Source organism: Streptomyces sp. NPDC007346, from assembly GCF_040703535.1.
Classification (GTDB): domain Bacteria; phylum Actinomycetota; class Actinomycetes; order Streptomycetales; family Streptomycetaceae; genus Streptomyces.
In genome coordinates this window covers 1-24,741 of record NZ_JBEYKR010000040.1, presented here as the reverse complement: position 1 = coordinate 24,741, position 24,741 = coordinate 1, and the positions used below count along the sequence as shown (strand labels likewise).

The 24,741-nt window shown below is 73.8% G+C and carries 15 protein-coding genes; 4 read left to right on the top strand and 11 right to left on the bottom strand.

All coding sequences use genetic code 11. The annotated features are described in order from the left end of the window. Positions 1-98 precede the first annotated feature (98 nt). Positions 99-1,448, top strand: coding sequence for a PspC domain-containing protein (locus tag AB0917_RS13440; RefSeq protein WP_366819651.1), 1,350 nt, complete (start codon positions 99-101; stop codon positions 1,446-1,448). A gap of 156 nt (positions 1,449-1,604) precedes the next feature. Here the strand turns inward: AB0917_RS13440 and AB0917_RS13435 are convergent, their stop codons facing one another. The 4 genes from AB0917_RS13435 to guaA all read right to left on the bottom strand — a co-directional run bounded on the left by AB0917_RS13435 (position 1,605) and on the right by guaA (position 6,017). Then, complete coding sequence (locus AB0917_RS13435) at positions 1,605-2,114, bottom strand: DoxX family protein (protein WP_366819666.1); 510 nt, start codon at positions 2,112-2,114, stop codon at positions 1,605-1,607. A 114-nt stretch (positions 2,115-2,228) separates the two neighbouring features. Then, entirely contained in the window at positions 2,229-3,497 is a 1,269-nt protein-coding gene (locus AB0917_RS13430) for a hypothetical protein (RefSeq protein ID WP_366819650.1), read from the bottom strand. A 155-nt stretch (positions 3,498-3,652) separates the two neighbouring features. Then, positions 3,653-4,282 (bottom strand): Uma2 family endonuclease, encoded by a 630-nt coding sequence (locus tag AB0917_RS13425; protein ID WP_366819649.1) that lies wholly within the window; start codon positions 4,280-4,282, stop codon positions 3,653-3,655. 148 nt (positions 4,283-4,430) lie between these two features. Continuing rightward, a complete protein-coding gene (gene guaA / locus AB0917_RS13420; protein WP_366819648.1) occupies positions 4,431-6,017 on the bottom strand; it encodes a glutamine-hydrolyzing GMP synthase in 1,587 nt (528 codons plus the stop codon). A gap of 362 nt (positions 6,018-6,379) precedes the next feature. Here guaA and AB0917_RS13415 point away from each other — a divergent pair, with 362 nt between their 5' ends. Further along, complete coding sequence (locus AB0917_RS13415) at positions 6,380-6,688, top strand: chorismate mutase (protein ID WP_366819647.1); 309 nt, start codon at positions 6,380-6,382, stop codon at positions 6,686-6,688. A 361-nt stretch (positions 6,689-7,049) separates the two neighbouring features. Here the strand turns inward: AB0917_RS13415 and AB0917_RS13410 are convergent, their stop codons facing one another. The 7 genes from AB0917_RS13410 to AB0917_RS13380 all read right to left on the bottom strand — a co-directional run bounded on the left by AB0917_RS13410 (position 7,050) and on the right by AB0917_RS13380 (position 22,348). Next, entirely contained in the window at positions 7,050-8,819 is a 1,770-nt protein-coding gene (locus AB0917_RS13410; RefSeq protein WP_366819646.1) for a peptidase, read from the bottom strand. 94 nt (positions 8,820-8,913) lie between these two features. Then, on the bottom strand, positions 8,914-10,794 hold the full coding sequence (locus AB0917_RS13405) for a GMC family oxidoreductase (protein ID WP_366819644.1): 1,881 nt from the start codon (positions 10,792-10,794) through the stop codon (positions 8,914-8,916). Between the two features lie 48 nt (positions 10,795-10,842). After that, a complete protein-coding gene (locus tag AB0917_RS13400) occupies positions 10,843-12,459 on the bottom strand; it encodes a succinic semialdehyde dehydrogenase (protein WP_366819642.1) in 1,617 nt (538 codons plus the stop codon). Positions 12,460-12,890: 431 nt separating this feature from the next. Then, complete coding sequence (locus AB0917_RS13395) at positions 12,891-14,585, bottom strand: protein kinase (protein ID WP_366819641.1); 1,695 nt, start codon at positions 14,583-14,585, stop codon at positions 12,891-12,893. A 144-nt stretch (positions 14,586-14,729) separates the two neighbouring features. Then, on the bottom strand, positions 14,730-18,029 hold the full coding sequence (locus AB0917_RS13390; protein ID WP_366819640.1) for a protein kinase: 3,300 nt from the start codon (positions 18,027-18,029) through the stop codon (positions 14,730-14,732). A gap of 198 nt (positions 18,030-18,227) precedes the next feature. Then, positions 18,228-20,378 (bottom strand): serine/threonine-protein kinase, encoded by a 2,151-nt coding sequence (locus tag AB0917_RS13385; protein ID WP_366819639.1) that lies wholly within the window; start codon positions 20,376-20,378, stop codon positions 18,228-18,230. 263 nt (positions 20,379-20,641) lie between these two features. Continuing rightward, a complete protein-coding gene (locus tag AB0917_RS13380) occupies positions 20,642-22,348 on the bottom strand; it encodes a glycerol-3-phosphate dehydrogenase/oxidase (RefSeq protein WP_366819638.1) in 1,707 nt (568 codons plus the stop codon). 245 nt (positions 22,349-22,593) lie between these two features. Between AB0917_RS13380 and AB0917_RS13375 the strand changes: the two genes are divergently transcribed. Both AB0917_RS13375 and AB0917_RS13370 read left to right on the top strand, forming a co-directional pair. Beyond that, the gene (locus AB0917_RS13375; protein ID WP_366819637.1) at positions 22,594-23,856 is read left to right on the top strand and encodes a nucleotide sugar dehydrogenase; all 1,263 of its coding nucleotides are present in this window, start codon (positions 22,594-22,596) and stop codon (positions 23,854-23,856) included. A 131-nt stretch (positions 23,857-23,987) separates the two neighbouring features. Then, complete coding sequence (locus tag AB0917_RS13370) at positions 23,988-24,650, top strand: hypothetical protein (protein ID WP_366819636.1); 663 nt, start codon at positions 23,988-23,990, stop codon at positions 24,648-24,650. Positions 24,651-24,741: the final 91 nt, after the last annotated feature.

Sequence of the window (24,741 nt, the reverse complement as noted above, 5' to 3'; positions counted from 1 at the left end):
AGCCTCCGGCCCCCTGCGGGGGAGCCCGGCGCAAAATCAGGGACCGGCCAGGGTCGCCACGGGTCCCGCCGGGCGGTGCGGGCCGTCACCATGGAGGCATGACCGCTCCTTCGGACGCCGCTCCCGGCACCGCGCCCCCCGACGCACCCAGACCGCCGCTGCGCCGCAGCCCGCGGCAGAAGGTGGTCGCCGGGGTCTGCGGCGGACTCGGCCGGTACTGCGACGTGGACCCGGTGATCTTCCGGATCGTGCTCGGCGTCCTCTCGGCGACCGGCGGGATCGGTCTGATCTTCTACGGCTTCGCCTGGCTCCTGCTGCCCCTGGAGGGCGAGGAGGAGAACGAGGCGCGCCGGCTGCTGTCGGGCCGGGTCGACGGGGCGTCCCTGGTGGCGCTGCTGCTGGCGCTGATCGGCTGCGGGCTCTTCCTGTCGATGCTGGGCAACCGGGGCATGCTCGCGTTCGCCGCGCTGCTGTCGGTGGCCGTCGTCGGCTGCTCGGTGTGGACGCAGTCCCGCCGGGAGGCGGCACCGGAGGACCCGGCGGCCCCGCGGGGCACCCCCGCGGCCGCCCCCGCCCACCCGCACGCCGGCGGCCTCGGTACGGCCCCGCCGGAGGTGAAGGCACCGCCGACGCCGGGCGGTCCCTCGTGGTGGCGGGACCCGATCGTCAAGGACGGTACGACGGGGCCGGTCGGCCCCGGCTATCTGTGGGGCCCCCCGGACACGGACCTGGACGCGGCGCAGGCGAAGGTGCGGGCCGGGCGTCCCAGCCCGGACGCCCCGTTCCGGCCGCCGGCCCCGGCGCCCGCCCCGCCGGGACCGCGCTCGATCGGCGGCCTCGTCCTCCTCACCGCACTGGTGGCCGGCGGTCTGGGCACCGGGCTGAGCTGGGAGCAGCAGCCGCTGGGCACAGCGCTGCAGATCGGCCTGGTCGCCGCGCTCGCGGTCTTCGGGCTCGGCCTGCTGGTCTCCTCGGTGCTGGGGCGGACCGGTTTCGGCACGGTTCTGATGGCGGTCGTCACGGCGGTGCTGCTGGCGGGCGCGGCGGTGCTGCCGAAGGAGATCAGCACCGACTGGGCCCGCCAGGAGTGGCGGCCGGCCGAGGTCTCCGCCGTACAGCAGGGTTACGAGCTGGGCACCGGCGACGCCCGGCTCGACCTGTCCGGGGTGGTGGTGCCCCCCGGCGGGACCGTGCGCACCCGGCTGGAGGTCGGGGCGGGGCGGGCGGCCGTCGTCGTCCCGAAGGACGTGACGGTGAAGGTGCTGGCCGAGGCCGGGCTCGGGGAGATCCGGCTGGAGGAGGGGCAGCGGGTCCAGGTCAGGATCAACAGCGACGAGTCGACCCGGCGCACGCTCCCGCCGCCCCCGGGCGGCAAGCCCGCCGGGACGATCGAGCTGGAAGTGGAGATCGGAATCGGACAGGTGGAGGTCAGCCGTGCTGCGTCATGAGTTCCGGCCCGGCCGGACGATCCAGGGGCTGGCGATGCTGGCCCTGGCCGGAGGGTACGCGGCCGACGCGGCCGGTGCGTGGGAGGTCCCGTGGTCCTTCGTCCTCCCGCTGTTCCTCGGGGGCCTGTCGCTCTCGGCCGTGGCGAGCTGGGTCGCCTACCTGATGCGCCGGCGCCGCGACGCGAGGAAGGCGTCGGCGGAGAACACGGCCGCGCCCGCGAGCACCAGGGGCAGCCACGCCATCAAGTAGGGCAGGTCGTTGCCGTAGTAGTACGGGGTCGCCTGCCAGCTCACCGTCAGCCAGAGGCTCAGCGAGATCAGCGCGCCGCCGAGCGCGGCGAGCCGGGCCCAGAGCCCGACGAGGGTGCCGAGGCCGACGAGGAGTTCGCCGATCGCGAGGGCGTAGCCGAACCCCTCGGGGCTCTTGAGCGCCAGGTCGACGAGGGCGGGGACCGCGGAGGAGTCGCGGACCGCGTGCATCATCTCGCCGATGGACCCGGCTCCGGTGGCGGAGAGGAAGCCGCTGTCCGTCAGTTTGTCGAGCCCCGCGTAGACGAAGGTGATGCCGAGGAAAAGCCGCAGCGGCAGCAGGGCGTACTCACGCGCCCGCTCGCGCAGCCCCTTCGGCTCGCTCAGACCGTACGAACCGCCGCCGTAACCGTTCATCACCACTGCCCCGCTTCCCGAAGACCCGTCACCTGACCATACGTACGCCTGTACGGCGACGCCCACCAGGGCTGCGACACGATCAGCGGTCTACCGGCGGGGGAACGGCCGCGGTCAGTCCGTCACGTCGACGGAGCAGCGGTTGGTCTCCACCCCGGCGGCGGTGACGACCTGGACGTCCACCGTGCCGGGCTCGACCTCGACCGGGACGGGCACGGTGAGCACGGTGTCGGTCGGGTTGGCGAAGCCTCCGGGGACCGGGATGAGCGGTACGTGGACGTGGACCGTGCCGATCCGTACGACGAGCCGGGCCAGCCGGTCGGGGCTGCCGGCGCCGGGCGGTACGAAGCCCGCGCCCCGGATCTCGATGTCGTCGCCGGTCCGGATCGGGGCGTCCAGGTCCCCGGCCTCCCGGGCCCGGACCACGGAGAGCACGACGGGACGGCCGCCCTCCGCGTACTTCCCGGCGAAGTACGTCGCCGCCGAGACGGCCACCAGCAGGGCCAGGCCCCACGGCAGGTCGGGCAGCTGCTCGGGCCGGCGGGCCAGGCGGACCCCGGCGAACAGGACGGCGACGGCGCTGACCAGCACGTACTGCACATCGGTGAACGAGCCGCGCCCGGAGTCGTCGGTGAGCAGATCGGCGGCGCGCGGCCGGTCCGCGCGCAGCTTCTGGAGCCGCTGGCCCAGCACCCGTACGGTCACCACGCGGCGTACGACGACGGCGACCGCGCACACCAGCGCCAGCACGGCCAGCACTCCGGCGGAGCGCACCAGGTCGAGCCCCTCGATCAGCGCGTCGCGGTCCGTGTGGTCGGAGGCGCCCGCCAGCTGGAGGGCGAGGACGAGGACGGCGAAGACGGCGAGCAGCACCCAGGCGGCGGCGACGGTCCGGGAGGTGGAGAGCCGGTTGTCCTCGCCGATCAGCGGGGCGAGGAGGCCGCCCCGGGCGCGGTGGAAGCGGGCGGCGACGGTCAGCAGGACGGCGGTGACGAGCGCGGCGAGCAGACCGGCGGTGCGGGCGGTGGTCCAGCCGGGGCCGATCGCGGTGAGGCTCGCGCCGACGAGCAGGGCGAGCACCGCACCCCAGACGACGAACAGGGTGGCCCGCCACACCTGGTGGAGCCAGACGTCCCCGGCCGCCCTCCCCCGTTCGGCGACGGTGCGGGCGGACTCGGTCAGCTCGTCGGAGACCCACTGCCGGGAGGCGGAGGGCGACTGGGCGACCCCGGCCGGCAGCCCGTTCCCGGCGGCCAGTTCGTCCCGCTTGGCCAGGAACGCGGCGACCGCGCGCCGGTGTCCCTCGCGTGCTCCGTGCGGGCAGTCGCCGCACGTACAGCCCCCGCCGTGCGTGCCGCTCACCCTTGCCTCGTCCAACGCCACGGAGATTTACACCCTTTCCCACCCCGGTACAGCCAACTCATCTGCGATACCAGCGAATTGTGCCGTACAGGGCGGCCGGCTCCCGCATCGGGGCGGGCCGGGGGCGGGTGCCGCCCAAACGTTCGACCCATCCGCCGCTTCTTCGGCGGACACGCCTAGGGGCGGCGCCGGTCGATCCGGGGGCGGCGCCGGTCGATCGCGGTGAGGTCGATGGAGAGAGGGAAGGGGACGTCGAGCTTGAGGGCGTTGTGGTGGATGCCGGTGGGCGTGTACGCCTTCAGTGCCGGGTCCAGCTCATAGACGTACACGACGGGGAGGCCGTCGAGGCCCTGCTCGACGCGCCAGAAGTGGGCGATCTGGGCGGCGGCGTACTTCCGGGGCTTGGTCTCGCGGTCCCGGGCCTCGGAGTCGGGCGAGACGACCTCCACGGCCAGGACGACGTCCTCGGGCGCATACCACGTCTGGTCCGCGCCGGTGTCGGCTTCCGCCCGATACACCAGCATGTCCGGTTCGGGGCGGTTGCTGCGGTCCAGCTTGACCGTCATCTCCCGGTCCACGTCCAGGTCCGCCGGCAGATGTGCGAGCAGACCGCTCTCCAGCAGCCACATCGCGCGCGTGTGGAACTTCCGCTGCGGACTCGTGAGGACGAGACTCCCGTCGATCAGCTCGGTGTGGGGCGGGAGGCCCGGAATCCGGTCGAGGTCGTCCGCCGTCCAGCCGCCCTCCGGCGGGACGGGCCACCGGTACGGCTGCTGGTCGAACCTGGGCTCGGGTGCGGCGCTCATGATTGCTCCCCTACGCCGGAGTCTCGTCTCTTCACTCAGCGTACCCAGCGGATACGACAATGCCGCCGCCCAAACGAATGAGCGACGGCATCGACGTTGACCTGGCGGCGACCCTACGAGCCCCGCGGGCTCACCGGGAGCGGGAAGGTCACTCCCACTCGATGGTCCCCGGCGGCTTGCTCGTCACGTCGAGGACGACGCGGTTGACGTCGGCGACCTCGTTGGTGATGCGGGTGGAGATCTTCGCCAGCGTCTCGTACGGCAGGCGCGACCAGTCCGCCGTCATGGCGTCCTCGGAGGAGACCGGGCGCAGCACGATCGGGTGGCCGTAGGTGCGGCCGTCGCCCTGGACGCCGACCGAGCGGACGTCGGCGAGGAGGACCACCGGGCACTGCCAGATGTCACGGTCCAGGCCGGCCGCCGTCAGCTCCTCGCGGGCGATGGCGTCGGCCTCGCGCAGCAGGTCCAGGCGCTCCTTGGTGACCTCTCCGACGATGCGGATGCCCAGGCCGGGGCCGGGGAACGGCTGGCGCTGGACGATCTCCTCGGGCAGGCCCAGCTCCTGGCCGACCATCCGGACCTCGTCCTTGAACAGCTGGCGCAGCGGCTCGACGAGCTGGAACTCGATGTCGTCGGGGAGGCCGCCCACGTTGTGGTGGGACTTGATGTTGGCGGTGCCGGTGCCGCCGCCGGACTCGACGACGTCCGGGTAGAGCGTGCCCTGGACGAGGAAGGCGACCTCGGGGCCCTCCTCCTGGAGGATCTCCAGCTGGGCCTGCTCGAAGACCCGGATGAACTCGCGGCCGATGATCTTCCGCTTCTGCTCCGGGTCGGAGACCCCGGCCAGGGCGTCGAGGAAGCGCTTCTCCGCGTCGACCACCTTCAGCTTCGCGCCGGTCGCGGCGACGAAGTCCTTCTCGACCTGCTCGGTCTCGCCCTTGCGCATCAGCCCGTGGTCGACGTACACACAGGTCAGCTGGGAGCCGATGGCCTTCTGGACGAGGGCCGCGGCGACCGCGGAGTCCACGCCGCCGGAGAGGCCGCAGATGGCGCGCTTGTCGCCGACCTGCTCGCGGATGAGGGCGACCTGCTCCTCGACCACGTTGGTGGTGGTCCAGTTCGGCTCGATGCCCGCGCCCCGGTAGAGGAAGTGCTCCAGGACCTGCTGGCCGTGGGTCGAGTGCATGACCTCCGGGTGGTACTGGACGCCGTAGAGCTTCTTCTCGTCGTTCTCGAAGGCGGCGACCGGCACGACGTCGGTGGACGCGGTGACGGTGAAGCCCTCCGGCGCCGCCGAGCAGGCGTCGCCGTGCGACATCCACACCGGCTGCTCGGTGGGCGTGCCCTCGAAGAGCGTCGAGCCCGCCTTGCTGACGTGCAGCGGGGTGCGGCCGTACTCACGGGCCCCGTTGTCGTCGACCGTGCCGCCGAGGGTGGTCGCCATCAGCTGGAAGCCGTAGCACATGCCGAAGACGGGGACCCCGGCCTCGAAGAGCGAGCGGTCCAGGGAGGGGGCGCCCTCCGCGTAGACCGACGACGGCCCGCCGGACAGGATGATCGCGCGGGGGTTCTTCGCCAGCATCTCGGCCACCGGCATGGTGGACGGGACGATCTCGCTGTAGACCCGGGCCTCACGGACGCGGCGGGCGATGAGCTGGGCGTACTGCGCGCCGAAGTCGACAACGAGGACCACGTCGGCCGTGGTGTCGGGGGCGGCGGGGGGTGCTGCGGGCACGGGGCGGCCTTCCGGCGGTGGTGAAGGGGGTCGGTCCTCCCGATTCTACCGGCCGTCCACGAACCCGCCGCCGGGCCGGCGGCGGGGCCCGGGGGCCGCCCGGCGCCTCGGGACCGGCGGGGCCGCGTCTCAGGATGCGGGCCCCGCCTTGGTGGCGCCGCCGGGCCGGGGCCATACTGTCCCCATGCGTCAGCACACGACCTTCGTCTTTACCTATGGCATCCGGCCCGCCGGCTGCCATGGTCGTGCTGCTTGAGCTACTGACGAGCAACGTTCCAGGCGCCCCGGGCCATCAGGCCCGGGGCGTTCTGCGTGTCCGGGCCCGTCGCCCCCGGGGCCACCACCCACCGGGAGTCACCACCGTGAGCAGCATCACCACCTCCACCGGCACCACCCCCGCCGAGCGGACCGGCGCCCACACCGACGAGGCCGCCGCCCTGATCGGCGGCGCCCGCGAGCGCATCGATACCCTCGACGACCGGATCATCGGCCTCATCCAGGAACGGATGGCCGTCTCGGCGGTCATCCAGGAGGCCCGGATCACCTCCGGCGGCCGCCGGGTCAACCTCTCCCGCGAGACGGCCGTGCTCAGCCACTACAGGGACGCGCTGGGCCGGCCGGGCACCGCGCTGGCGATGACCCTGCTGGAGCTGTGCCGCGGCCGGGTGTGACCCCCGGGGCCGCTTCAGCAGGACCGTATCTGCGTTCGGTCCCCGTCTCACCCGTACGGCGCGTGACCGGGACCGCGCCGCCTTCGTTGGTCCCGGTGTCCGTGCCAACCAGGGGCGGCATCGGTAGAAAACCACGCGTGGCTCCGCCGGGACGTGTGACGTACCGCAGGTACGTCGTGGGACCACGTCCCGGCGCAAGTGACCGGTCCGCAGGGGACAGCGGCCCGGTCACCCCATGTGCGGCCGTACCCGGGGACGCCCGGGTCGGCCGCATCGGGATCTTCGGGCGGAGGCCCGTTCCCTCCTCCGCCTCACTCTCATGACGTCGGCCAGGTCCTCCGCCTCGCTCTCATGACGTCGGTCAGGCGTGCCGCACGGCCGCCCGTCGCCGTGTCGCCGCGAACAGCAGCAGGCCCGTCGCCAGCACCGCGGCCGCCGTGCCCGAGGCGATCATGGCGACCGATCCCGTGGCGGCGAGGCCGCCCCCGCCGCCGGAGCCCCCGGTCGTACCCGCCGCGCCCGCGCCGGGCGTCGTGGACGCCGAGGGGCCGGGGGTGCCGGACGGGCTCTCCTCCGGGTCCGGGGCCGAGGTCGGCGGGGTGGACGGCTCGCCGGAGCCGCCGTCGGAGCCGCCGTCCGTCGCACCGCCGGCGTCGGAGCCCTCGCCCTCGCCGTTCAGGATCAGGAACGCGGTGTTGTTGGCCGGCTCCGGGTCGAACGGCAGCGTCGGCTGCTGGAGCCAGGGGCTGCGGACGGTGACCTCGCCGGAAGCGCCGACCATGCTCGTGTCGATCCGCAGCTCGAACGTCAGGTCGAGGCCGCCGCCGTCCTTCACGGTCAGGGAGGTGTCGCAGACGTAGCGCGGCGCGGGGCTCTTCTGGTCGGCGCGGTATCCGCCATCGGCGGTCACCGCGTGGCAGCGGTCCGGCTTCGCCGTGACGGTCGCGCCCTGCGGGACGGTGAAGTCGAGGGCGGCGACGGTCTCACCGGAGCGGAGGTAGGCGATCCACGCCGGACCCTCGTTGCGGAAGCCGATGTCGGCCTTGACGGTGGAGCCCTCGGCCCCGGCCACCTGGTCGCCGTACGCCACGAAGTCGGCCGTGTTCTTCGTACGGAAGTCGGCCTCGTGCTGGTTGTCCCACGGGTTGAGGTCCCCGCTCCGGGCGGTCGCGCCCTTCTTCGCCGGGGCCTTCACCGGGACCGCCTTCAGCACGGCTCCGGCGCCCCGCTCGAAGGAGGCGCCCGCGCGCAGGGCCTTGCGCTGGGCGGCGCTGTCCTCGTGGATGCGGTAGATGAAGATGTCGTTGAAGGCGCGGGTGGTGGCCTCGATGGTCAGCGGGGTCGCCAGGGTGTACGTCTCGCCCACCCCGAAGGAGCCCTCGACCGAGCAGAGGGCGGTGGTCCAGCCCGAGCCCGGGAGGTCCGTGCCGTCCTCGGTGTACTCGCAGTTGGCGTAGCGCTGCGCGATGTCGAGGCCGCGGGTGTACACCAGGCCGAGGAGGACGCCGTCGGCGGCGCGGGTGCCCCGGTTGGTGAAGGTGATCGGGGCCTGCTGCTTGTCGCCCGGGTTCGTCTGCTCCTTGAAGGGGAGTTCTTCCATGACGAGGTCGACGCCGCCGACGGTGACCTTGGTGGTGAACGGGGTGAAGGTCGCGCCCTTCGACTCCCCGGTCACGCTGATCGTGCCGGTGTCGCCCTCCTTGCTGCCCTTGGCGGCGGTGAGCAGGATGTCGTCGATGCCCCGCAGGCCGGCCCAGATGCCCCGGTCCGTGCAGACCGCCTTCGCGCCGGTGACCTCGCAGTCCGAGAACTCCCCCTCCGCCGCCGCGTCGGCGACGCCCGCGATGCCGCTGAGGTCGAGGGTGATGGTGAACTCGGTCTCGTAGTCGTCGTCCCCCTCGCTCCCGGTCGGGTTGTTGATGGTGAGCCCGAGCGTGGAGTGCTGCGGCTCGCCGCCCTCCTCGTACGGGTACAGGGCCGTCTCGGCGGGGCCGCCGATGGCGAGCACCGGGATGTCTGCGGCCTGCGCCGGGGCGGCCGCCCCGGCGAGCGAGGCCGCGGCCAGCAGGCCTGCGGCGGCGAGAGAGCCGGCTGCGCGGTGCAGCAGGGTTCTCGGGGAGAAACGTGTCATCGGGGACCTCTGGTACTCGGCAGGAGCTGTGTGACTGCTGTGAGGCAGTACGAGTTCGACCGCGCAGCTCCCCGAACGGTTGCCCTCCCCAGGATCACGGATTGGGAACAGGTGTGTTCCCCACGCCCTCCACGTCCGCCCCGGCCTCCACCGTCCCCTTCGGCGGTACGACGGGGATCCCGAGGAACGGCAGCTTCAGCGCCCCGAACGCCTCCTCGGGCACGGCCGGGGCCAACGGCTCGACGGGGGTGAGCCGTTCGTAGGCCGCACCCTGCTCGGGGCGCGGGTCCGCCTCGCCCTTGTTGGGCCACAGCGACATCGCGCGCTCGGCCTGGGCGGTGATGGTCAGCGAGGGGTTGACGCCCAGGTTGGCGGAGACCGCGGAGCCGTCGACGACGCTGATGCCGGGGTGGCCGTAGAGGCGGTGGTAGGGGTCGATGACGCCCTCCTGAGCGCTCGCGCCGATCGGGCAGCCGCCGAGGAAGTGGGCGGTGAGCGGGGTGCCCATCAGCTCGCCGACGTTGGAGCCGGCGAAGCCGTTGATCTCCTCGGCGAGGAGGGTGGCGCCGCGGGTGGCCTCCGGGATCTGGGTCGGGTTGGGCGCGCCGTGGCCCTGGCGGGCGGTGAGCAGTCCCTTGCCGATGCCGCCCGGTTTGCGGTACGTCGTCAGGGAGTTGTCCAGCGACTGCATGACCAGCCCGATGATGGTGCGCTCGGACCAGCGGCGGTTGGAGAGCGAACGGGCGGCGAGAGTGGGGTGTTTGGCCATGTTGGCGAGCCAGCCGAGCACCCGGCGGCCGCCGTAGGGCACCTGGAGGATCGACATCGCGCCCATGGCGTTGGAGCCCTTGCCGTAACGGACCGGCTCGATGTGGGTGTTGTCGTCCGGGTGGATCGAGGAGGTGATCGCGACGCCCTGCGAGAAGTCGGCCCTGGCGATGCCGTGCTTCTTCCGGTAGCGGCGGTCGCTGGTCTGGGAGCCCACCAGCGCCTCGGAGTTGGTACGGGTCAGCTCCCCGAGCCTGGCCGAGAGCCGGGGCAGCAGGCCGCGGTCCTTCATGGTGTGCAGCAGGGTCTGGGTGCCGTACGTGCCCGCCGCGACGATCACCTTACGGGCGCGCAGCTTGGTGGGCTTGGCCTTGCGGCGGCGGTCGGTGGGGACGGTGAGGACCCGGTAGCCGCCCTCGGGGTGGTCGGTGACCGCGACGACGGAGGTCATCGGGTGGATGACCGCCCCGGCCTTCTCGGCGAGGTGGAGGTAGTTCTCGTTGAGGGTGTTCTTCGCGCCGTGGCGGCACCCCGTCATGCACTCGCCGCACTCGGTGCACGCCCTGCGGGCGGGTCCGGCGCCGCCGAAGTACGGGTCGGGGACGGTCTCTCCGGGCTTGGCCGTGGCCGTCCCGTCGGCGTCCTTGCCGTCGCCGAAGAAGACGCCGACCGGGGCCAGGTGGAAGGTGTCGCCGACGCCCATCGCCTCGGCGGCGGCCTTGAGGTGGATGTCGGAGGGGGTCATGGTCGGGTTGAGGCGGACCCCGAGCATCCGGCGGGCCTGGTCGTAGTACGGCTTCAGCTCGTCCTGCCAGTCGGTGATCGAGGCCCACTGGCGGTCCTCGAAGAACGGCGCGGGCGGCACGTACAGCGTGTTGGCGTAGTTGAGCGAGCCACCTCCGACGCCCGCCCCGGCGAGCACCATGACGTTGCCGAGGAGGTGGACGCGCTGGATGCCGAAGAGGCCCAGCGCCGGGGCCCAGAGGTAGTTCCTCAGGTCCCAGGAGGTCTTGGGGAGCGTGCCGGGGGTGAAGCGGCGGCCCGCCTCCAGGACCCCGACGCGGTACCCCTTCTCCGTCAGCCGCAGGGCGGACACCGCCCCGCCGAAGCCCGAGCCGACGACCAGGACGTCGTAGTCGTACGCGGCGTCGTCCTCGGCCGGCACGGGGCTCACGGGCTGTTTCCGGGCAGGGCTGTCCTGGGTCATGGCGCTCCTCGGTACGAAAAGGGCAGGGTCGTGCGGTGGAGTCGGCGGTCAGCGCAGCCGGAACGCCTTCATCGCCTTGAGGCCGCGGGTCATCAACGCGGCGTACTTCTCGTCGTCCATCCCGAAGACGGGCGCGAGCGGGATCACCCGCTGCTGGGCGACGGTCTGGGCCTCGGTGTACTTGAGGATGCCCTCGGAGCCGTGCCGCCGCCCGAGACCGGATTCCTTCATGCCGCCCATCGGGGACTGGACGCTGCCGTAGGCGGGGGCGTACCCCTCGTTGATGTTGACGGTGCCGGTGCGCAGCCGGGCGGCGATCCGGTGGCCGCGCCGGGAGTCGGTGGTCCAGACGCTGGAGTTGAGGCCGTACGGGGTGGCGTTGGCCAGCGCGATCACCTCGTCCTCGTCGCTGAAGCGGTAGAGGGAGACGACCGGGCCGAAGGTCTCCTCGGTGCAGACGGCCATCGGCGCCTCGACGCCGTCGAGGATGGTCGGCTCGTAGAAGAGCGGGCCGATGTCGGGGCGCGCGACCCCGCCCGCGACGAGCGTGGCGCCCTTCTCGACGGCCTCGGCGACATGGCGGCGCACCGTCTCCAGCTGGCGTTCGCCGACGAGGGAGCCCATGTCGGCGCCGTACGCGAGGGAGCTGCCGAGCCGCATGGCCTTCGTCCGGGTGGCGAACCGCTCCACGAACTCGTCGGCGACGGACTCGTGGACATACAGCCGCTCGATGGCGATGCAGAGCTGTCCGGCGGAGGAGAAGCAGGCCCGGATGGCGCCTGCGGCGGCCTTCTCCACGTCGGCGTCCTCCAGGACGAGCATGGCGTTCTTGCCGCCCAGCTCCAGCGTCACGCCGACCAGCCGGGAGGCGGCGCCGATGGCGACCTCGCGGCCGGTGCGGGTGGAGCCGGTGAAGGAGACGTAGTCGGCGCGGCTGACGACCTCGGGGCCGACCACGGGCCCCTCGCCGAGGACGACCTGGAAGACCTCGGCGGGCAGCCCGGCCTCGATGAGCAGGTCACGGGCCCACAGCGCGGTCAGCGCGGTCTCCGTGTCGGGCTTCATCACGACGGCGTTGCCGGAGACGAAGGCGGGTAGCGCGTCGCCCACCGACAGCTCGAAGGGGTAGTTCCACGGGGCGATCTGGCCGACGACCCCGCGCGGCTGGCGCAGCTCGGTGACCTTGGTGAGGGTCGGGACGACACCGGTGTGGCGGCGGGGCTTGAGGTACGCGGCCGCCTTGCGCCCGTAGTGGCGGGCGGCGACGGCGACGGCCTGCACCTCCTCGTGGGCGTGCAGGCGGGCCTTGCCGGTCTCCAGCTGGATGAGGTCGAGCACCTCGGACTGGCGGCTGAGCACCAGGTCGTGGAAGCGCAGGAGGACGGCGGCCCGCTGCCGCAGGGGGGTGGCGGCCCAGGCGGGCTGGGCCGCGCGGGCCCGGTCGAAGGCGGTGGCCACGTCCTCGGGGGTGGACTCGGGCAGGTCGGCCAGCTTCTCGCCGGTGAACGGCGAGTGGTTGGCCGTACGGCCCGATCCGACGACGCCGCGGATCAGCTGGGCGATCACCTCGGGGGTGACCACGTCGGCGGCCGTGCGCACGCCGGCGGGGGCGACCGCGACGGGGTTCGTACCGAGAGGGGCGTCAGGGGCCTGCGAGTCCGTCATGAGGCCGAGAGTATGTCCAGCCGCACCCTTTGGGTACCCGTCGGTAACAGTTTTTCACACGACCCGCCAACCGCCCTGGGCCGCCGACGCGACCGAGCCAGTGATCGCTGGCGACATAACCGCTGATCAGTGGCTATGCGGCGGCCCGGGGCGCTGTCCTGCGCCGGCCGCGCTCAGGAATCGTGAATTCTTCGGTCCCTCGGCAGCGCGTCGGGGCGTCGGCCGGGGAGGCGTACGGAGTCCGGTCCCGCGCGCCCTGTATCCCCTCGGTTCCGTGTGCTCGGACCCGTGTGCCCGGAGCACCCTCGGTTCCGCGTGCCCGGGGCCCGCCTCGGTCCCGAGTACCTGAGCTTCCTCGGTTCCGCGTGCCCGGCGCCTGCCCGGCCTCGCGTACTCGGAGGCCGCCCGGCCCTGCGCGCCCGGTGCCCGGCTCAGCCCTGCGTGCCCGGTGCCCGCCAGCTGCGCAGCATGATGTCGAACTGCTCGCGGCTGGTCTCCCAGCCGTCCTGCGGGGCTGTCAGGTACAGCGCGTACTCGGGACCGCCGGGCCCGCCGTAGTACATCTGGTCGATCCCGTGCCGGGGGCCCGGGTGGTCCTTGGTCTCGTTCCAGGTGAACTCCCAGAGCGCGCCCGGCCGGTCGCGGAAGGTGTTCTTCTCCAGTGCGACCCGCCGGTAGCCGGGCAGCCGTTCCGCCAGCTGCTCCTCCATGCTCCGCATGTGCAGATACGGGTGGTCGAAGTCCGGGTCCGGGTCGACGCTGATCCGGATGCGGTGGGCCCCGCCGTCCGGGGTGTAGTCGATCTGCCCGCCGTTCACCTGGCGCGTCCAGTCCCTGGGGACGACCAGACTGAAGCCCGCCGGGTCCTCGACCCGGTGCCAGCCGTCGGGTATCTCCGACGCCCCCTGCGCGGGCGCGGTGTCGGTGGGCTCCAGGGTGGCCCCCGGGCCGGTCTCCGGGGCCGTCTCCGGGGCGGAGGGGGTGCCGGACGTGGCGGGGGCGGTCGGGCGGCCGGTGGCCGAGGCGCCCTCCCCGTACTTCATGGCGAGCAGCCCGGCCGCGCCCCCGAGGACCGCCGCCGCGACGACCACGACGAGCACCGTGCGCCACCGGGAGCCGCCGCGCCGGGTGACGGGGGCCGAGGTGGGGCCGGCGACGGGGGCGGTGGGCGGCGCCGTGGAGGGGTCCGGTCCGGGGAGCCGGGCCGTGGTGCCGTCCGAGCCCCCGTACCCGAACCGGGCCGTCTCCGGCACCCGTTCGGTCGGCACGTACGCCTGGACCGAGCGCGGCCGGCGGCCCTCCATCGCGTCCAGCAGCATCTGCTCGGTCTCGGCGGCCGTGGGCCGGCCGGCCGGGTCCTTGCACAGCAGCGCGGTGATGACGGGGCCGAGGGGACCGGCGTTGACGGGCGCGGGCGGTTGCTCGGTGACGACGGCCTGCATGGTGGAGATCGGGGACGTACGGCGGAAGGGCGAGCGCCCCTCCACCGCCGTGTACAGGGTCGCGCCCAGCGACCAGAGGTCGGAGGCGGGGCCGGGGTCGCCGCCGCGTACCCGTTCGGGCGCCAGATAGTCGATGGAGCCCACCAGTTCACCGGTTCTGGTGATGGTGGAGTCGCCCTCGATGGCGGCGATCCCGAAGTCGGTGAGGAGCACCTGCCCGTCCCGGGCCAGCAGGACGTTGCCGGGTTTGACGTCGCGGTGCAGCACCCCGGCCCCGTGGGCGGCGCGCAGGGCGCTCAGTACGTGGAGGCCGATGCGGGCCGCCTCGCGCGGGGCGATCTCGCCGCTCTCCTTGGCCCGGTCGGCGAGCGAGGGCCCGTCGACGTACTGCATGACGATCCAGGGGCGCTTGTCGTGCTCGATCACATCATGGACGGTGACGACGCCGGGGTGCGTGATGCGGGCCGCGGCGCGCGCCTCCTTCTGGGTGCGGGCGTGCAGCACGAGCCGGTCGGCCTCGGCGACGTACAGCCCGGCGGTCAACTCCTTGACGGCGACCGTGCGGTGCAGCACCTCGTCGTGGGCGCGCCAGACCTTGCCCATACCTCCGCGGCCGAGCTCCTCACCCAGCCGGTAGCGCCCCGCCAGCACCGGTCCCGCGTCCGCGCCCTGTGATCGATCCACGTGATGTCCCCGCCCCGTTCCTCGACTTGCCAGATTACGGAGCGCGGTCGGCGGGACGGAACGGGGGATCGCCCACGAGACCGCACCGTGATGGTTGTCGGCATCGCACAACGCCCGTGGCCACCGGCCCGCGGTGACGTGCGATCAGGCGCTGACCCGGTAGGAGGCGATGGCCTGCTGGTATATCTCGGTGACCTTGTCGCGGTCGTTCTCCGGGCCGATGACCTGGACGACGTGGTAGCGGCCGTCGACGATCATGGCGAGGTTGCGCGCGTACATCTCGCGCCCGCCGCCGTCCAGCCAGGTGAACTGCCCCTCGGCCATGGCCTGCCGCCCCACGTCGACCCGGCGCACCCCCGTCGAGGTGGACCAGCTGGAGTCACGGAACGGCTGGAGCTCGGGCTCCTTGTCGCGCTGGTAGTCCAGCGGGTCACTGCCGCCCGCCTTGACGGTGTCCCGGCCGGGCACCACCAGGAGCGTGAACCCGTCGCTGCCGTAACGGATCTGACGGTCGGCGTTGGCGGGGCTGCGCTGCCAGTCCTTCGGCACGCCGACCTCGAAGCCCTCCACGTCCTTGCGGAGCACGTAGCCGGGGGCGAGCGCGACGGCGGAGCCGCTGGTCTGCGGCTGCTGGGAGCCGGTGCCGGCGCTCGCCCCGTCGGAGGGGTCGGGCGGGGCGGAGGGGCTCCCGCCGGGCGGGGCGGGGGCGGCGGAGCCCGTGGGCCGGCCCGTCGCCCCGGTCTCCGTGCCCACCTCCTGCTTCGGCATGAACATGAACGCGTACGCGATGGCCGCGGCCATCAGCAGCAGCACCAGGATCAGCAGCAGCCGGCCGAGGCGGCGCGGCGAGCGCCCCTCGCGCGGCCGGGCGGGCTCGCGCAGCGCCCTGGGCCCCTTGGGCTCACGCGGTGCGCGCGAGGGGCGGGGCTCCCAGGCGTCGGCCAGGTGGCCGGAGGGCTCGGGGGGCAGCAGCGACTCGTGGCGCGGCGAGGGCTGGGGCAGGTCCTGGTGCTCGGCGCGCTGCTGCTTCTCCAACTGCTGGCGCTGCCGCCTGCCCTGGCGGTGGCGGCCGTGCGCGGAGCCTCCGCCGAACCGGCCCCAGCGCCTGCGGACCAGCTCGCCCCGGCGGCGTACGACGGGGAGCCGGGCGGCGTCGGGCGCGGGCAGCGGGACGACGTCGGCGCCCGCCTCCGGCTCGGGGGCGGACCGCACGAGCGAGCGCAGCCAGCCGCGCAGCTCCTCGAAGTCCGGCCGCTCGGTGGGGTCCTGGCGCAGCAGCGACTCGACGACGGGCCGCAGCGCGCCGCACTCCTCGGCGAAGGCGGGCGGCTCGGCGCAGACCATCTGGACGAGCTCGGCCGCATTCTCCTCGGGGTAGGGGGCGTGGCCCTGGACCGCGCGGTAGAGCAGCGCGCCGAGCGCCCACAGGTCGGTGGAGGGGCCGATGGGCGGTGCGAGCTGCCAGTTGTCGTGGACGGGGCCGGCCTGTTCCGGTGCCCAGCGCTCGGTGACGGGGCCGACGACCGCGATCCGCGCCTGCCGGGCGCGCTCGGCGGCGAGCGGGGTCGTGGGGCCCCGGTAGACGGCGTCCTCACGGCTGCCCGCGACGGCCTTTGCCCAGGTGCTGGAGGGGGCCCGCTCGGCCGGGAGGCGGGTGGCGGGGGCGAGCGGCGCCCGGCCGGGGCGGCGGGAGTCGGCGCGCAGCGCGTCCTCGCCGGAGCCGCCCGCGGGGACGGGCCGCCCGGCGCCGGGCCCGTCGTCCCAGGTGCCCGCGAGGTGGACGCGGCGGCCGGGCGGGCGGGGGCCCTCCTCGTCGTCCTCGTCGTCCTCGTCGTCGTAGGGGTCCTCGGACGGGCCGCCCCAGGGACCGCCGGTGAGGCGGGGGCCGGGGAGGCCGGCGGAGGCGTCGGGGCCGGAGGCGTGGGGGCCGGAGGCGGTGAGACCAGACACGGCGGTTCCGGAGGCGTGGGCTCCGGGGGCGGCGGGACCGGAGGCATGGGTTCCGGAGGCGGCGGTTCCGGAGGCGTGGGCTCCGGGCTCGGGAGCGTCGAGTTCGGCGGGGCCCGGCTCGGAGGCCGTGGGCTCGGGGCGCCGCGGGGGGAGGATGCCGACCGCGTCCTCCCGCGCGTCCCCGGCCGACGCGCCCGGGTCCCCCTTCGAGAGGTTCGCGGGGGCGTTCCCGGCCGCCTGCTGCCGGTCCTCGGTGACCCGGGCGGCGGCGCGGGCCCCGGCGCGGTAGGCGGCGATGGCCCCGGCGCGGGCGGCCCGCAGCTGGGCGGCGCTCCCGGCTCCCGGCTCGGCGGGGGGCCTGGGGGCCGGGGCATAGGGCACGGCGGGTGTGGCGGGACGCGGGACCAGCTCCTGGCCGCCGGTCGCGCCGTACGCCCCCGGAGCCCCGTGAGCCCCGGAAGCCCCAGGAGCCCCTTGAGCCCCTTGAGCCCCCTGAGCCCCCTGAGCCCCTTGAGCCCCGGGCTCGTGCCCCTCGCCCCCGCCCGGGGGGCGTGCGTCGTCCTGCGGCGGCTGCGCCCGTACGTACGGCGGTACGAGCGGGAGTTCCCGGCTGTCGTGGCTCTCGGCCGACGGGAGGGGGTAAGGGTAGGGGCCGCGGCCGTCGGACGCGGCCGGCAGCTCACCCGGCTCGACGGCGTCGACCGCCTCGACCACCGGTATCCCGAGCGTGTCGTCGGCCTCACGGACGCCGGGCGCCTCATAGGCCCCCGACACCTCGTAGGACCCGGACGCCTCGTAGGACCCCGGCACCTCGTAGGACCCCGGCACCTCGTAGGCCCCGGGCGCCTCGTAGGCCCCGTCTCCCCCGTAGGTCTCCGCGGGCGCCGCCGGCTCGTCGTCGGGCAGCGGCTCGGGGGCGTAACCGCAGAGCGCCTCCTCGGCGGCGCCCGCCGCCAGGCCGGTCAGCATCACGCGGCCGTCGTCGCAGACCAGGACCGTGCGGACGGTGATGTTGCGGTGGGTCCAGCCGTGCGCGTGGAGCACGCGCAGGGCGGTGAGCACGTCGGAGCCGATCTCGGCGGCCCGGTAAGGGTTCAGGGGGCGTTCGGCGAGGAGGGCGGCGAGCGGGCGGGCCGCGACCAGCTCGCTGACTATCCAGAGCGAACCGGCCTCGGCGAACACGTCGAAGACCTGGTCGAGCCGGGGGTGGTCGGGCACCTGGGCGGCGGCCTGCGCCGCCTCTATCGCGCGCCGGACCGCGGGGTCGGTGCTGCGGCGCACCGCCCGCCCGGTGGTGCGCCCGCCCGCCGGGGCCCGGCCGTCGGCGTCGAGCACCTCGGCATCCACGATCTCCGGCAACGGCACCTGGCGGACCAGGACTTCCTGACCGCTGTACGTGTCGAACGCCCGGGTCTCGACCAGTTCGTACCCGTCGGACGGGGGCAGCGGAAGGCGGTAGCGGTCGGCAAGCACCCGACCCGCGTAGTCGTCCACGACGCCTCCCCAGAGCGCGCTCTTCCCCCGGCCATCGAACCGTACGAATCAGTCAGTTGTGGTCATTCGGCGGGCAATTGACCCACCGTTCCGGCTGCGTACGGTCTCCGTCGTCTTACGATACGTGGCAACGCGGGCCGAGGGGCCGGGTCGCGCCAACCCGGCCCACCCAATACGTATCCGGTGGCCGTCGGCGGGCTACTTCGTGGGGGTGAAGGTGGCGAACGCCGTCTCGCGCAGCGTGCGGCACTCGTCCCCGTCCCACTCGTCCACCTTGCAGCTGATCATGATCGAGTAGCCGCGGTCGGCGTCGACCTTGAAGCCCCGGTTGAGCACCCGGACCCGGACGCCGTTGTGGCTGCGCTCGAACGTCCAGTCGGCGACGGTCGGATAGCCGTTGTACTCGACCTTCTCGATGCCGACGTGCTTGTAGTTGTCGCTGAGGATCCTGGCGCTGGCCACGGCCCCGCGCCAGGCGGCGGCCGCGTCGTTCCTGGGCGAGTCGTTGAAGTCGACCTGGACCCGGGGGAAGCTGCCGCGCTCGGCGTTGTAGATGCCGCCGGAGTTGGTGCCCGCTATGGCCGTGCGTCTGAAGTCGCCCGGCATCGCCATGGTGAAGTGGAAGCGGTCGTCGGTGACCGTCTCGTACCCGGCGGGCAGGGTGTCGCCCGGCTCGTCGGTCTCCGGGTCGTCGGCGGGGTCGTCCGCGCCGGGGTCGTCCGCCTTCGGGTCGTCTCCGGCCGGGTCGCCGGACGGGTCGCCGGGCGCCTTGCCGTCCTCGGTGCCCTGCCCCTCCTTCTGGCCGCCGCCCTCGCTGTCGCCCTCGCCCTCGCCCTCGGAACCGCCCGCGGCGGCTCCGGCGGAGGCTGCGCTGTCGCCCTTGCCGTCACCGGCGTTGGCCTTGTCGCCACCGTCGCCGAGGGTGAGCGCGAGGACCGTGCCGAGGATCGCCAGCACCACGACGCCCGCGATGATCGCGAGCGTGCGGCGCGGCACGACGTCGGTGATCGAGGCGCGGGTGGTGGCCGGTGGCGTCGGGGGGCGCTGCGGAGGTACGGCCGGGGCCGAGGCGGCCCCGGAACCCGTCGGCTTCGCGGCGGACTTCGGGCCGGTGGCCACGGCGGTGGCGGCCGCGGGGCCGGACGGCGAGGCCGTCGCGGCCTTCCCACCGGGAGCGCCCGGCGCGCCGGGGGGTGCGGGGGGCTTGGGCGGGGCGGCGGTCGGGGAGCCGGTGGCCGCGGCGGCCGGGGAGGCGGAGGCTGCCGCCGCCACACCCGCCGCACCCGCGGCGACACCGGATGCCGCCTTCGCGCCGCGCACGGAACGCAGCGCTCCGCGCAGCCGGTCGCGCGTGCCCTCGCCGGGCTCGCCCGACGCACCGGCCGGCTTCGGCGACTTGGCCGCCTTCGCGGCCCTGCCCGCGCCTGCTCCGGCCTCGGGGACCGCCGGCAGGGCCATCACCTGGGTGGAGTCGGCGGGCGGGGCGGCGGGCTCGTCGGGAGCGTTGATCACCCTGTTGAGCAGCGCCCGCGCGCCGGCGTCGTCGAGCCGCTGGTCGGGGTCGCGGGCGAGGAGCCCGTAGATGACCTCGGTCAGCGGGCCCGCGTTCTTCGGCGGGTCGAGCGGCTCGGTCATCACGGCCGTCAGGGTGGCGATGGCCGAGCCCTTGTCGTACGGCGGGCAGCCCTCGACGCTCGCGTACAGCAGTCCGCCGAGCGACCACAGGTCGGCGGGCGGTCCGGGCTTGTGGCCGCGGGCCCGCTCCGGCGAGATGTACGAGGGGGCGCCGACGAGCATGCCGGTGGAGGTGACCGAGGGGTCGCCCTCCACCTGGGCGATGCCGAAGTCGGTGAGGACGACGCGGCCGTCCTCGGAGATCAGCACGTTGGACGGCTTCACGTCCCGGTGCAGGATGCCCTCGCGGTGCGCCGAGCGCAGCACGTCGAGGATGGCGAGCCCGACCTCGGCGGCCCGCCGGGGCGTCAGCGTGCCGTCCTCGCGGATCGCTTCGGCGAGCGACTTGCCCTCGATCAGTTCCATCACGATCCACGGCCGGTCGTCCTCGTCGACCACGTCGTAGACGGTCACCGCTCCGTTGTTGCGGATCCGCGCGATCGCCTTGGCCTCGCGCAGGGTGCGCGTGATCAGCCGGCGCTTCTCGTCCTCGTCGATGGCGGAGGGGAACCGCAGTTCCTTCACCGCCACCGTGCGGCCGAGCGTCTCGTCGGCGGCGCGCCAGACCGTGCCCATGCCGCCCCGGCCGAGCACTCCCCCGAGCCGGTAGCGCCCCGCGAGGAGACGACCGTTCTTGTCCCCTTGGGGCTCCCGTGCCTGCTCCGCCTCCGACATGCGTCCCCTCTGCGATCAACCCGCCCTGGCAGAGCGTTCATTGTCCCTCACCCCGGGACCGGTCCTGGTGCCGGGTCCGGGGTCCGCCGCGCTGGGGGCCGAAGAGGGAAGCCCCCACAGCCTGCTACCTACCGGGCCTCCCCGTCCAGGGCCGTCCGGGCGGCCGCCCCCGCCCCAGCGGGCCTTGCCCGCTCAACTGGCCCACAGGTGAAGGGCGGTGGCCGCCCAGGTGAACCGCCCGGCCGACAGGGGTGAACCGCGCCCTAGATCGGTACGATGTCCGGCGCCCCGAGCCGGGCCGCGTCCGCCGTGAGGTCGTCGGGCTGCCGCTGCGACTCGCGCTCGGCCTCCACCCGCTTCTCGTAGTGCTCGACCTCCCGCTCGATCCGCCCCTCGTCCCAGCCCAGGACCGGGGCCATCAGCTCCGCGCAGAGGCGGGCGCTGCGGGTGCCCCGGTCGAAGGTCTCGATGGAGATCCGGGTGCGCCGGGTCAGAACGTCGTCCAGGTGCCGGGCGCCCTCGTGGGAGGCGGCGTAGACGATCTCGGCGCGGAGGTAGTCGTCGGCGGCGGGCAGGGGGTCGCCCAGGGTGGGGTCGGCCAGGATCAGCTCCAGGATCTCCTCGGTCATCGAGCCGTACCGGTTGAGCAGGTGCTCCACCCGGACGACGTGGAGTCCGGTGCGGGCGGCGATCCTGGCCCGCGCGTTCCACAGGGCCCTGTACCCCTCGGCGCCCAGCAGCGGGGTGTCCTCGGTGACGCAGGCGGCGACCCGCTGGTCGAGCCCGTGCACCGCCTCGTCCACCGCGTCCTTGGCCATGACCCGGTACGTCGTGTACTTGCCGCCCGCCACGACGACGAGCCCGGGGGCGGGGTGGGCGACGGTGTGCTCGCGCGACAGCTTGCTGGTGGCGTCCGACTCACCGGCCAGCAGCGGGCGCAGCCCGGCGTAGACACCTTGGACGTCGTCCCTGCTCAGCGGGGTGTGCAGGACGGAGTTGACGTGTTCGAGGAGGTAGTCGATATCGGCGCTGGAGGCGGCCGGGTGGGCCTTGTCCAGGTCCCAGTCGGTGTCCGTGGTGCCGATGATCCAGTGCCTGCCCCAGGGGATCACGAAGAGCACGGACTTCTCGGTGCGCAGGATGAGGCCGGTGGAGGAGTGGATGCGGTCCTTGGGGACGACCAGGTGGATGCCCTTGGAGGCCCGGACGTGGAACTGTCCGCGCTCCCCGATGAGCCCCTGGGTGTCGTCCGTCCACACCCCGGTCGCGTTGACCACCTGCTTGGCCCGGACCTCGTACTCCCGGCCGCTCTCCACGTCCCGGACCAGCGCGCCGACGACCCGCTCGCCCTCGCGGAGGAAGCCGGTCACCCGGGCCTGGTTGGCCACCTGGGAGCCGTAGGAGGCGGCGGTGCGCACCAGCTCGGTGACGAAGCGGGCGTCGTCCATCTGGGCGTCGTAGTACTGCAACGCGCCGACCAGGGCGTCCTTCTTCAGTGCGGGGGCGACCCGCAGGGCGTGGCGGCGGGAGAGGTGGCGGTGCACGGGCAGGCCGCGGCCGTGGCCGGAGGAGACCGACATGGCGTCGTAGAGCGCGACGCCGGAGCCCGCGTAGAGCCGCTCCCACCCCTTGTGCCGCAACGGGTAGAGGAAGGGCACCGGCTTCACCAGGTGCGGGGCGAGCCGCTCCAGCAGGAGCCCGCGCTCCTTCAGCGCCTCGCGCACCAGGGCGAAGTCGAGCATCTCCAGATAGCGCAACCCCCCGTGGATCAGCTTGCTCGACCTGCTCGATGTGCCCGACGCCCAGTCGCGCGCCTCGACCAGGCCGGTCGACAGTCCTCTGGTGGCGGCGTCCAGCACCGTCCCGGCGCCGACGACGCCCGCCCCCACGACCAGCACGTCCAGTTCGCGCTCGGCCATGGCGGCGAGCGCCGCCGTGCGCTCGGCGGGTCCCAGTGTCGCTGTCCTCATGCTGCCTCCCGGTGGATCGGGGTGGTCGGACACGGGAGTGCCACCCGGCCGAGGGGCCGGCCGCCCGTGTCCACTCCTCGATTCTGTCCGCGCTCCCCGACTTCAGCCACCGCCTGTGGACAACACCCGGACGACAGGCGTCACACAATGCCACATATCGGTCATATTTACGCCTAGTCTGACATTGCGCTGTCCACAGCAGTTGCGAAATTCGTTCTCCGGTCTTAGGGAAGGCGGCCCTCGACATGCCCGCAGACCTCGCCGTCATCGGACTCGGCCACCTCGGCCTGCCCCTGGTCCAGGCCGCCGTGGCCGCCGGGATCGACACCGTCGGCTACGACACCGACCCACGCCCCTGCGCGGAGCTGCGCGCGGGCCGCACCCCCGTCGAGGGCTCCCTCACCGCGTCCGACATCCGCCGCATGCTCTCCGGCGGCTTCCGCCCCACCACCAGCGCCGCCGAGCTGGGCCGCGTCCGTACCGCCGTGATCTGCTCCCCCACCCCCCTCGGCCCCGACCTCACGATCGACCTCACCGCCCTCGGCGACGCCGCCCGCGCCCTGGCCGCCCGGCTGCGCCCGCACACCACCGTGCTGCTGGAGTCCGCCGTACCGCCCGGCACCACCGAGAACTTCCTGCGCCCCCTGCTCGAAGAGGGCTCGGGACTCACCGCCGGACGCGACTTCCACCTGGCCTGCTCCCCCAGCCGGCTCGACCCCGGCAACCGCACCCACGCCTACGCCTCCACCCCCAAGGTCATCGGCGGCCTCACCTCCGCCTGCACCGAGTCGGCCGCCGCCTTCTACGGACGGATCACCGACAAGGTCGTACGGGCCAAGGGGCCGCGCGAGGCGGAGATGACGAAGGTGCTGGAGACCAACTTCCGGCACGTCAACATCGCGCTGGTCAACGAGATGGCGGTGGCCTGCCACGACCTCGGCGTCGACCTGTGGGACGTCATCCGGTGCGCCGAGACCAAGCCCTTCGGCTTCCAGCCCTTCCGGCCGGGGCCCGGCGTCGGCGGCCACGGCGTCCCGGTCGACCCGGGCTGCCTCCCGTACAGCGGCCGCACGCCCGGCCACCCGCTGCGGATGGTCTCGCTGGCGCAGGAGATCAACGACCGGATGCCCAGCTACGTCATCCAGCGCTGCGCCACCCTGCTCAACGAGCACGGCAAGTCCGTCCGGGGGGCACGGGTGCTACTGCTCGGCGTCACCTACAAGCCGGACAGCGCCGACCAGGAGGCCGCCCCCGCCCGCGAGATCGCCACCCGGCTGATGGACATGGGCGCCCAGATTGGCTACCACGACCCGCACGTCCTGGACTGGCGGGTGCGCGAGCGCCCCGTCCCGCGCGCCGACTCCCTGTACGAGGCGGCCTCGGCAGCCGACCTGACCGTACTGCTCCAGCACCACCGCACCTACGACCTCCAGGGCCTCGCGGTCAAGGCCCAGCTCCTCCTGGACACCCGGGGCGCCACCCCGGCGGGGGCCGCGCACCGGCTCTGACGGTGCGTACCGCCCAGCGAGATTGCTAGTGACCAATTCCGGTGCGTACTGCTACCGTGCGGCGTCACAGAGCGCATACATGTTCGCGTCAAGTACGCGCATGCGCATTTCGCCCCAGGGGGAGACCCACCGTGAGCCAGCCCGTGCAGCCGCCGAACCAGCCCCAGCAGCCGTACGGCGGTCAGCCCGTCGACGGCAACCCGTACGCCGGCGGACCGGGCGCCCCCGCCCCCGCCGCCCCGAGCGGCAACCCCTACGGCGAGCAGCCCCCCGCCCCGACCGGCGCCCCCTACGGCCAGCATCCCCCGGCCCCCACCGGCAACCCCTTCGGGAACCCGCAGGGCCAGAGCGCCCCGTTCGGCGGCGGCGCCCCCTTCACCCCGGCTCCCCCGGCCCGCAACAACCTCGCCCTCGGCGTGCTGGTCGCCCTCGGCGCGGCGATCGTCGCGGGCATCCTGTACGGCGTGATCCTGGGGTCGATCGAGCGCGAGATCGGTTACGCGGCGGTCGGCGTCGGCTTCCTCGTCGGCTTCGCGGCGGCCAAGCTCGGCGGCGCCAACCCGGTGACCATCGCCGCGGCCGCCGTCTTCTCGGTCGGCGGTGTCTACTTCGGCCAGCTCATCGGCTACGCCATGGTGATGGCGGACGTCGCCCACGTCTCGTTCTTCGAGGTGTTCCTCGACCACTTCGACACCGTGACGCGGGTCTGGAAGGAAGAGGCCGACTTCATGCGGTACCTCTTCCTCGCCCTCGGCGCGATCGCCGCGGTCGGCGGCGCCAAGAAGGCGGGCTGACCCCCGTACGGCCACACGGAAGGGGCCCGGACCGCCAAGGCGGTGCGGGCCCCGTACCGGTGCGGGTAAGAGCGGGTAAGCGGGGGTGCTG

What these genes read in the sequence shown, in the direction of transcription:
- AB0917_RS13425 (WP_366819649.1), bottom strand. Translation starts at nt 4,282, where the DNA reads ATGAGCGCCGCACCCGAGCCCAGGTTCGACCAGCAGCCGTACCGGTGG.
- AB0917_RS13440 (WP_366819651.1), top strand. Translation starts at nt 99, where the DNA reads ATGACCGCTCCTTCGGACGCCGCTCCCGGCACCGCGCCCCCCGACGCA.
- AB0917_RS13400 (WP_366819642.1), bottom strand. Translation starts at nt 12,459, where the DNA reads ATGACGGACTCGCAGGCCCCTGACGCCCCTCTCGGTACGAACCCCGTC.
- AB0917_RS13380 (WP_366819638.1), bottom strand. Translation starts at nt 22,348, where the DNA reads ATGAGGACAGCGACACTGGGACCCGCCGAGCGCACGGCGGCGCTCGCC.
- AB0917_RS13410 (WP_366819646.1), bottom strand. Translation starts at nt 8,819, where the DNA reads ATGACACGTTTCTCCCCGAGAACCCTGCTGCACCGCGCAGCCGGCTCT.
- AB0917_RS13435 (WP_366819666.1), bottom strand. Translation starts at nt 2,114, where the DNA reads ATGAACGGTTACGGCGGCGGTTCGTACGGTCTGAGCGAGCCGAAGGGG.
- AB0917_RS13405 (WP_366819644.1), bottom strand. Translation starts at nt 10,794, where the DNA reads ATGACCCAGGACAGCCCTGCCCGGAAACAGCCCGTGAGCCCCGTGCCG.
- AB0917_RS13375 (WP_366819637.1), top strand. Translation starts at nt 22,594, where the DNA reads ATGCCCGCAGACCTCGCCGTCATCGGACTCGGCCACCTCGGCCTGCCC.
- AB0917_RS13385 (WP_366819639.1), bottom strand. Translation starts at nt 20,378, where the DNA reads ATGTCGGAGGCGGAGCAGGCACGGGAGCCCCAAGGGGACAAGAACGGT.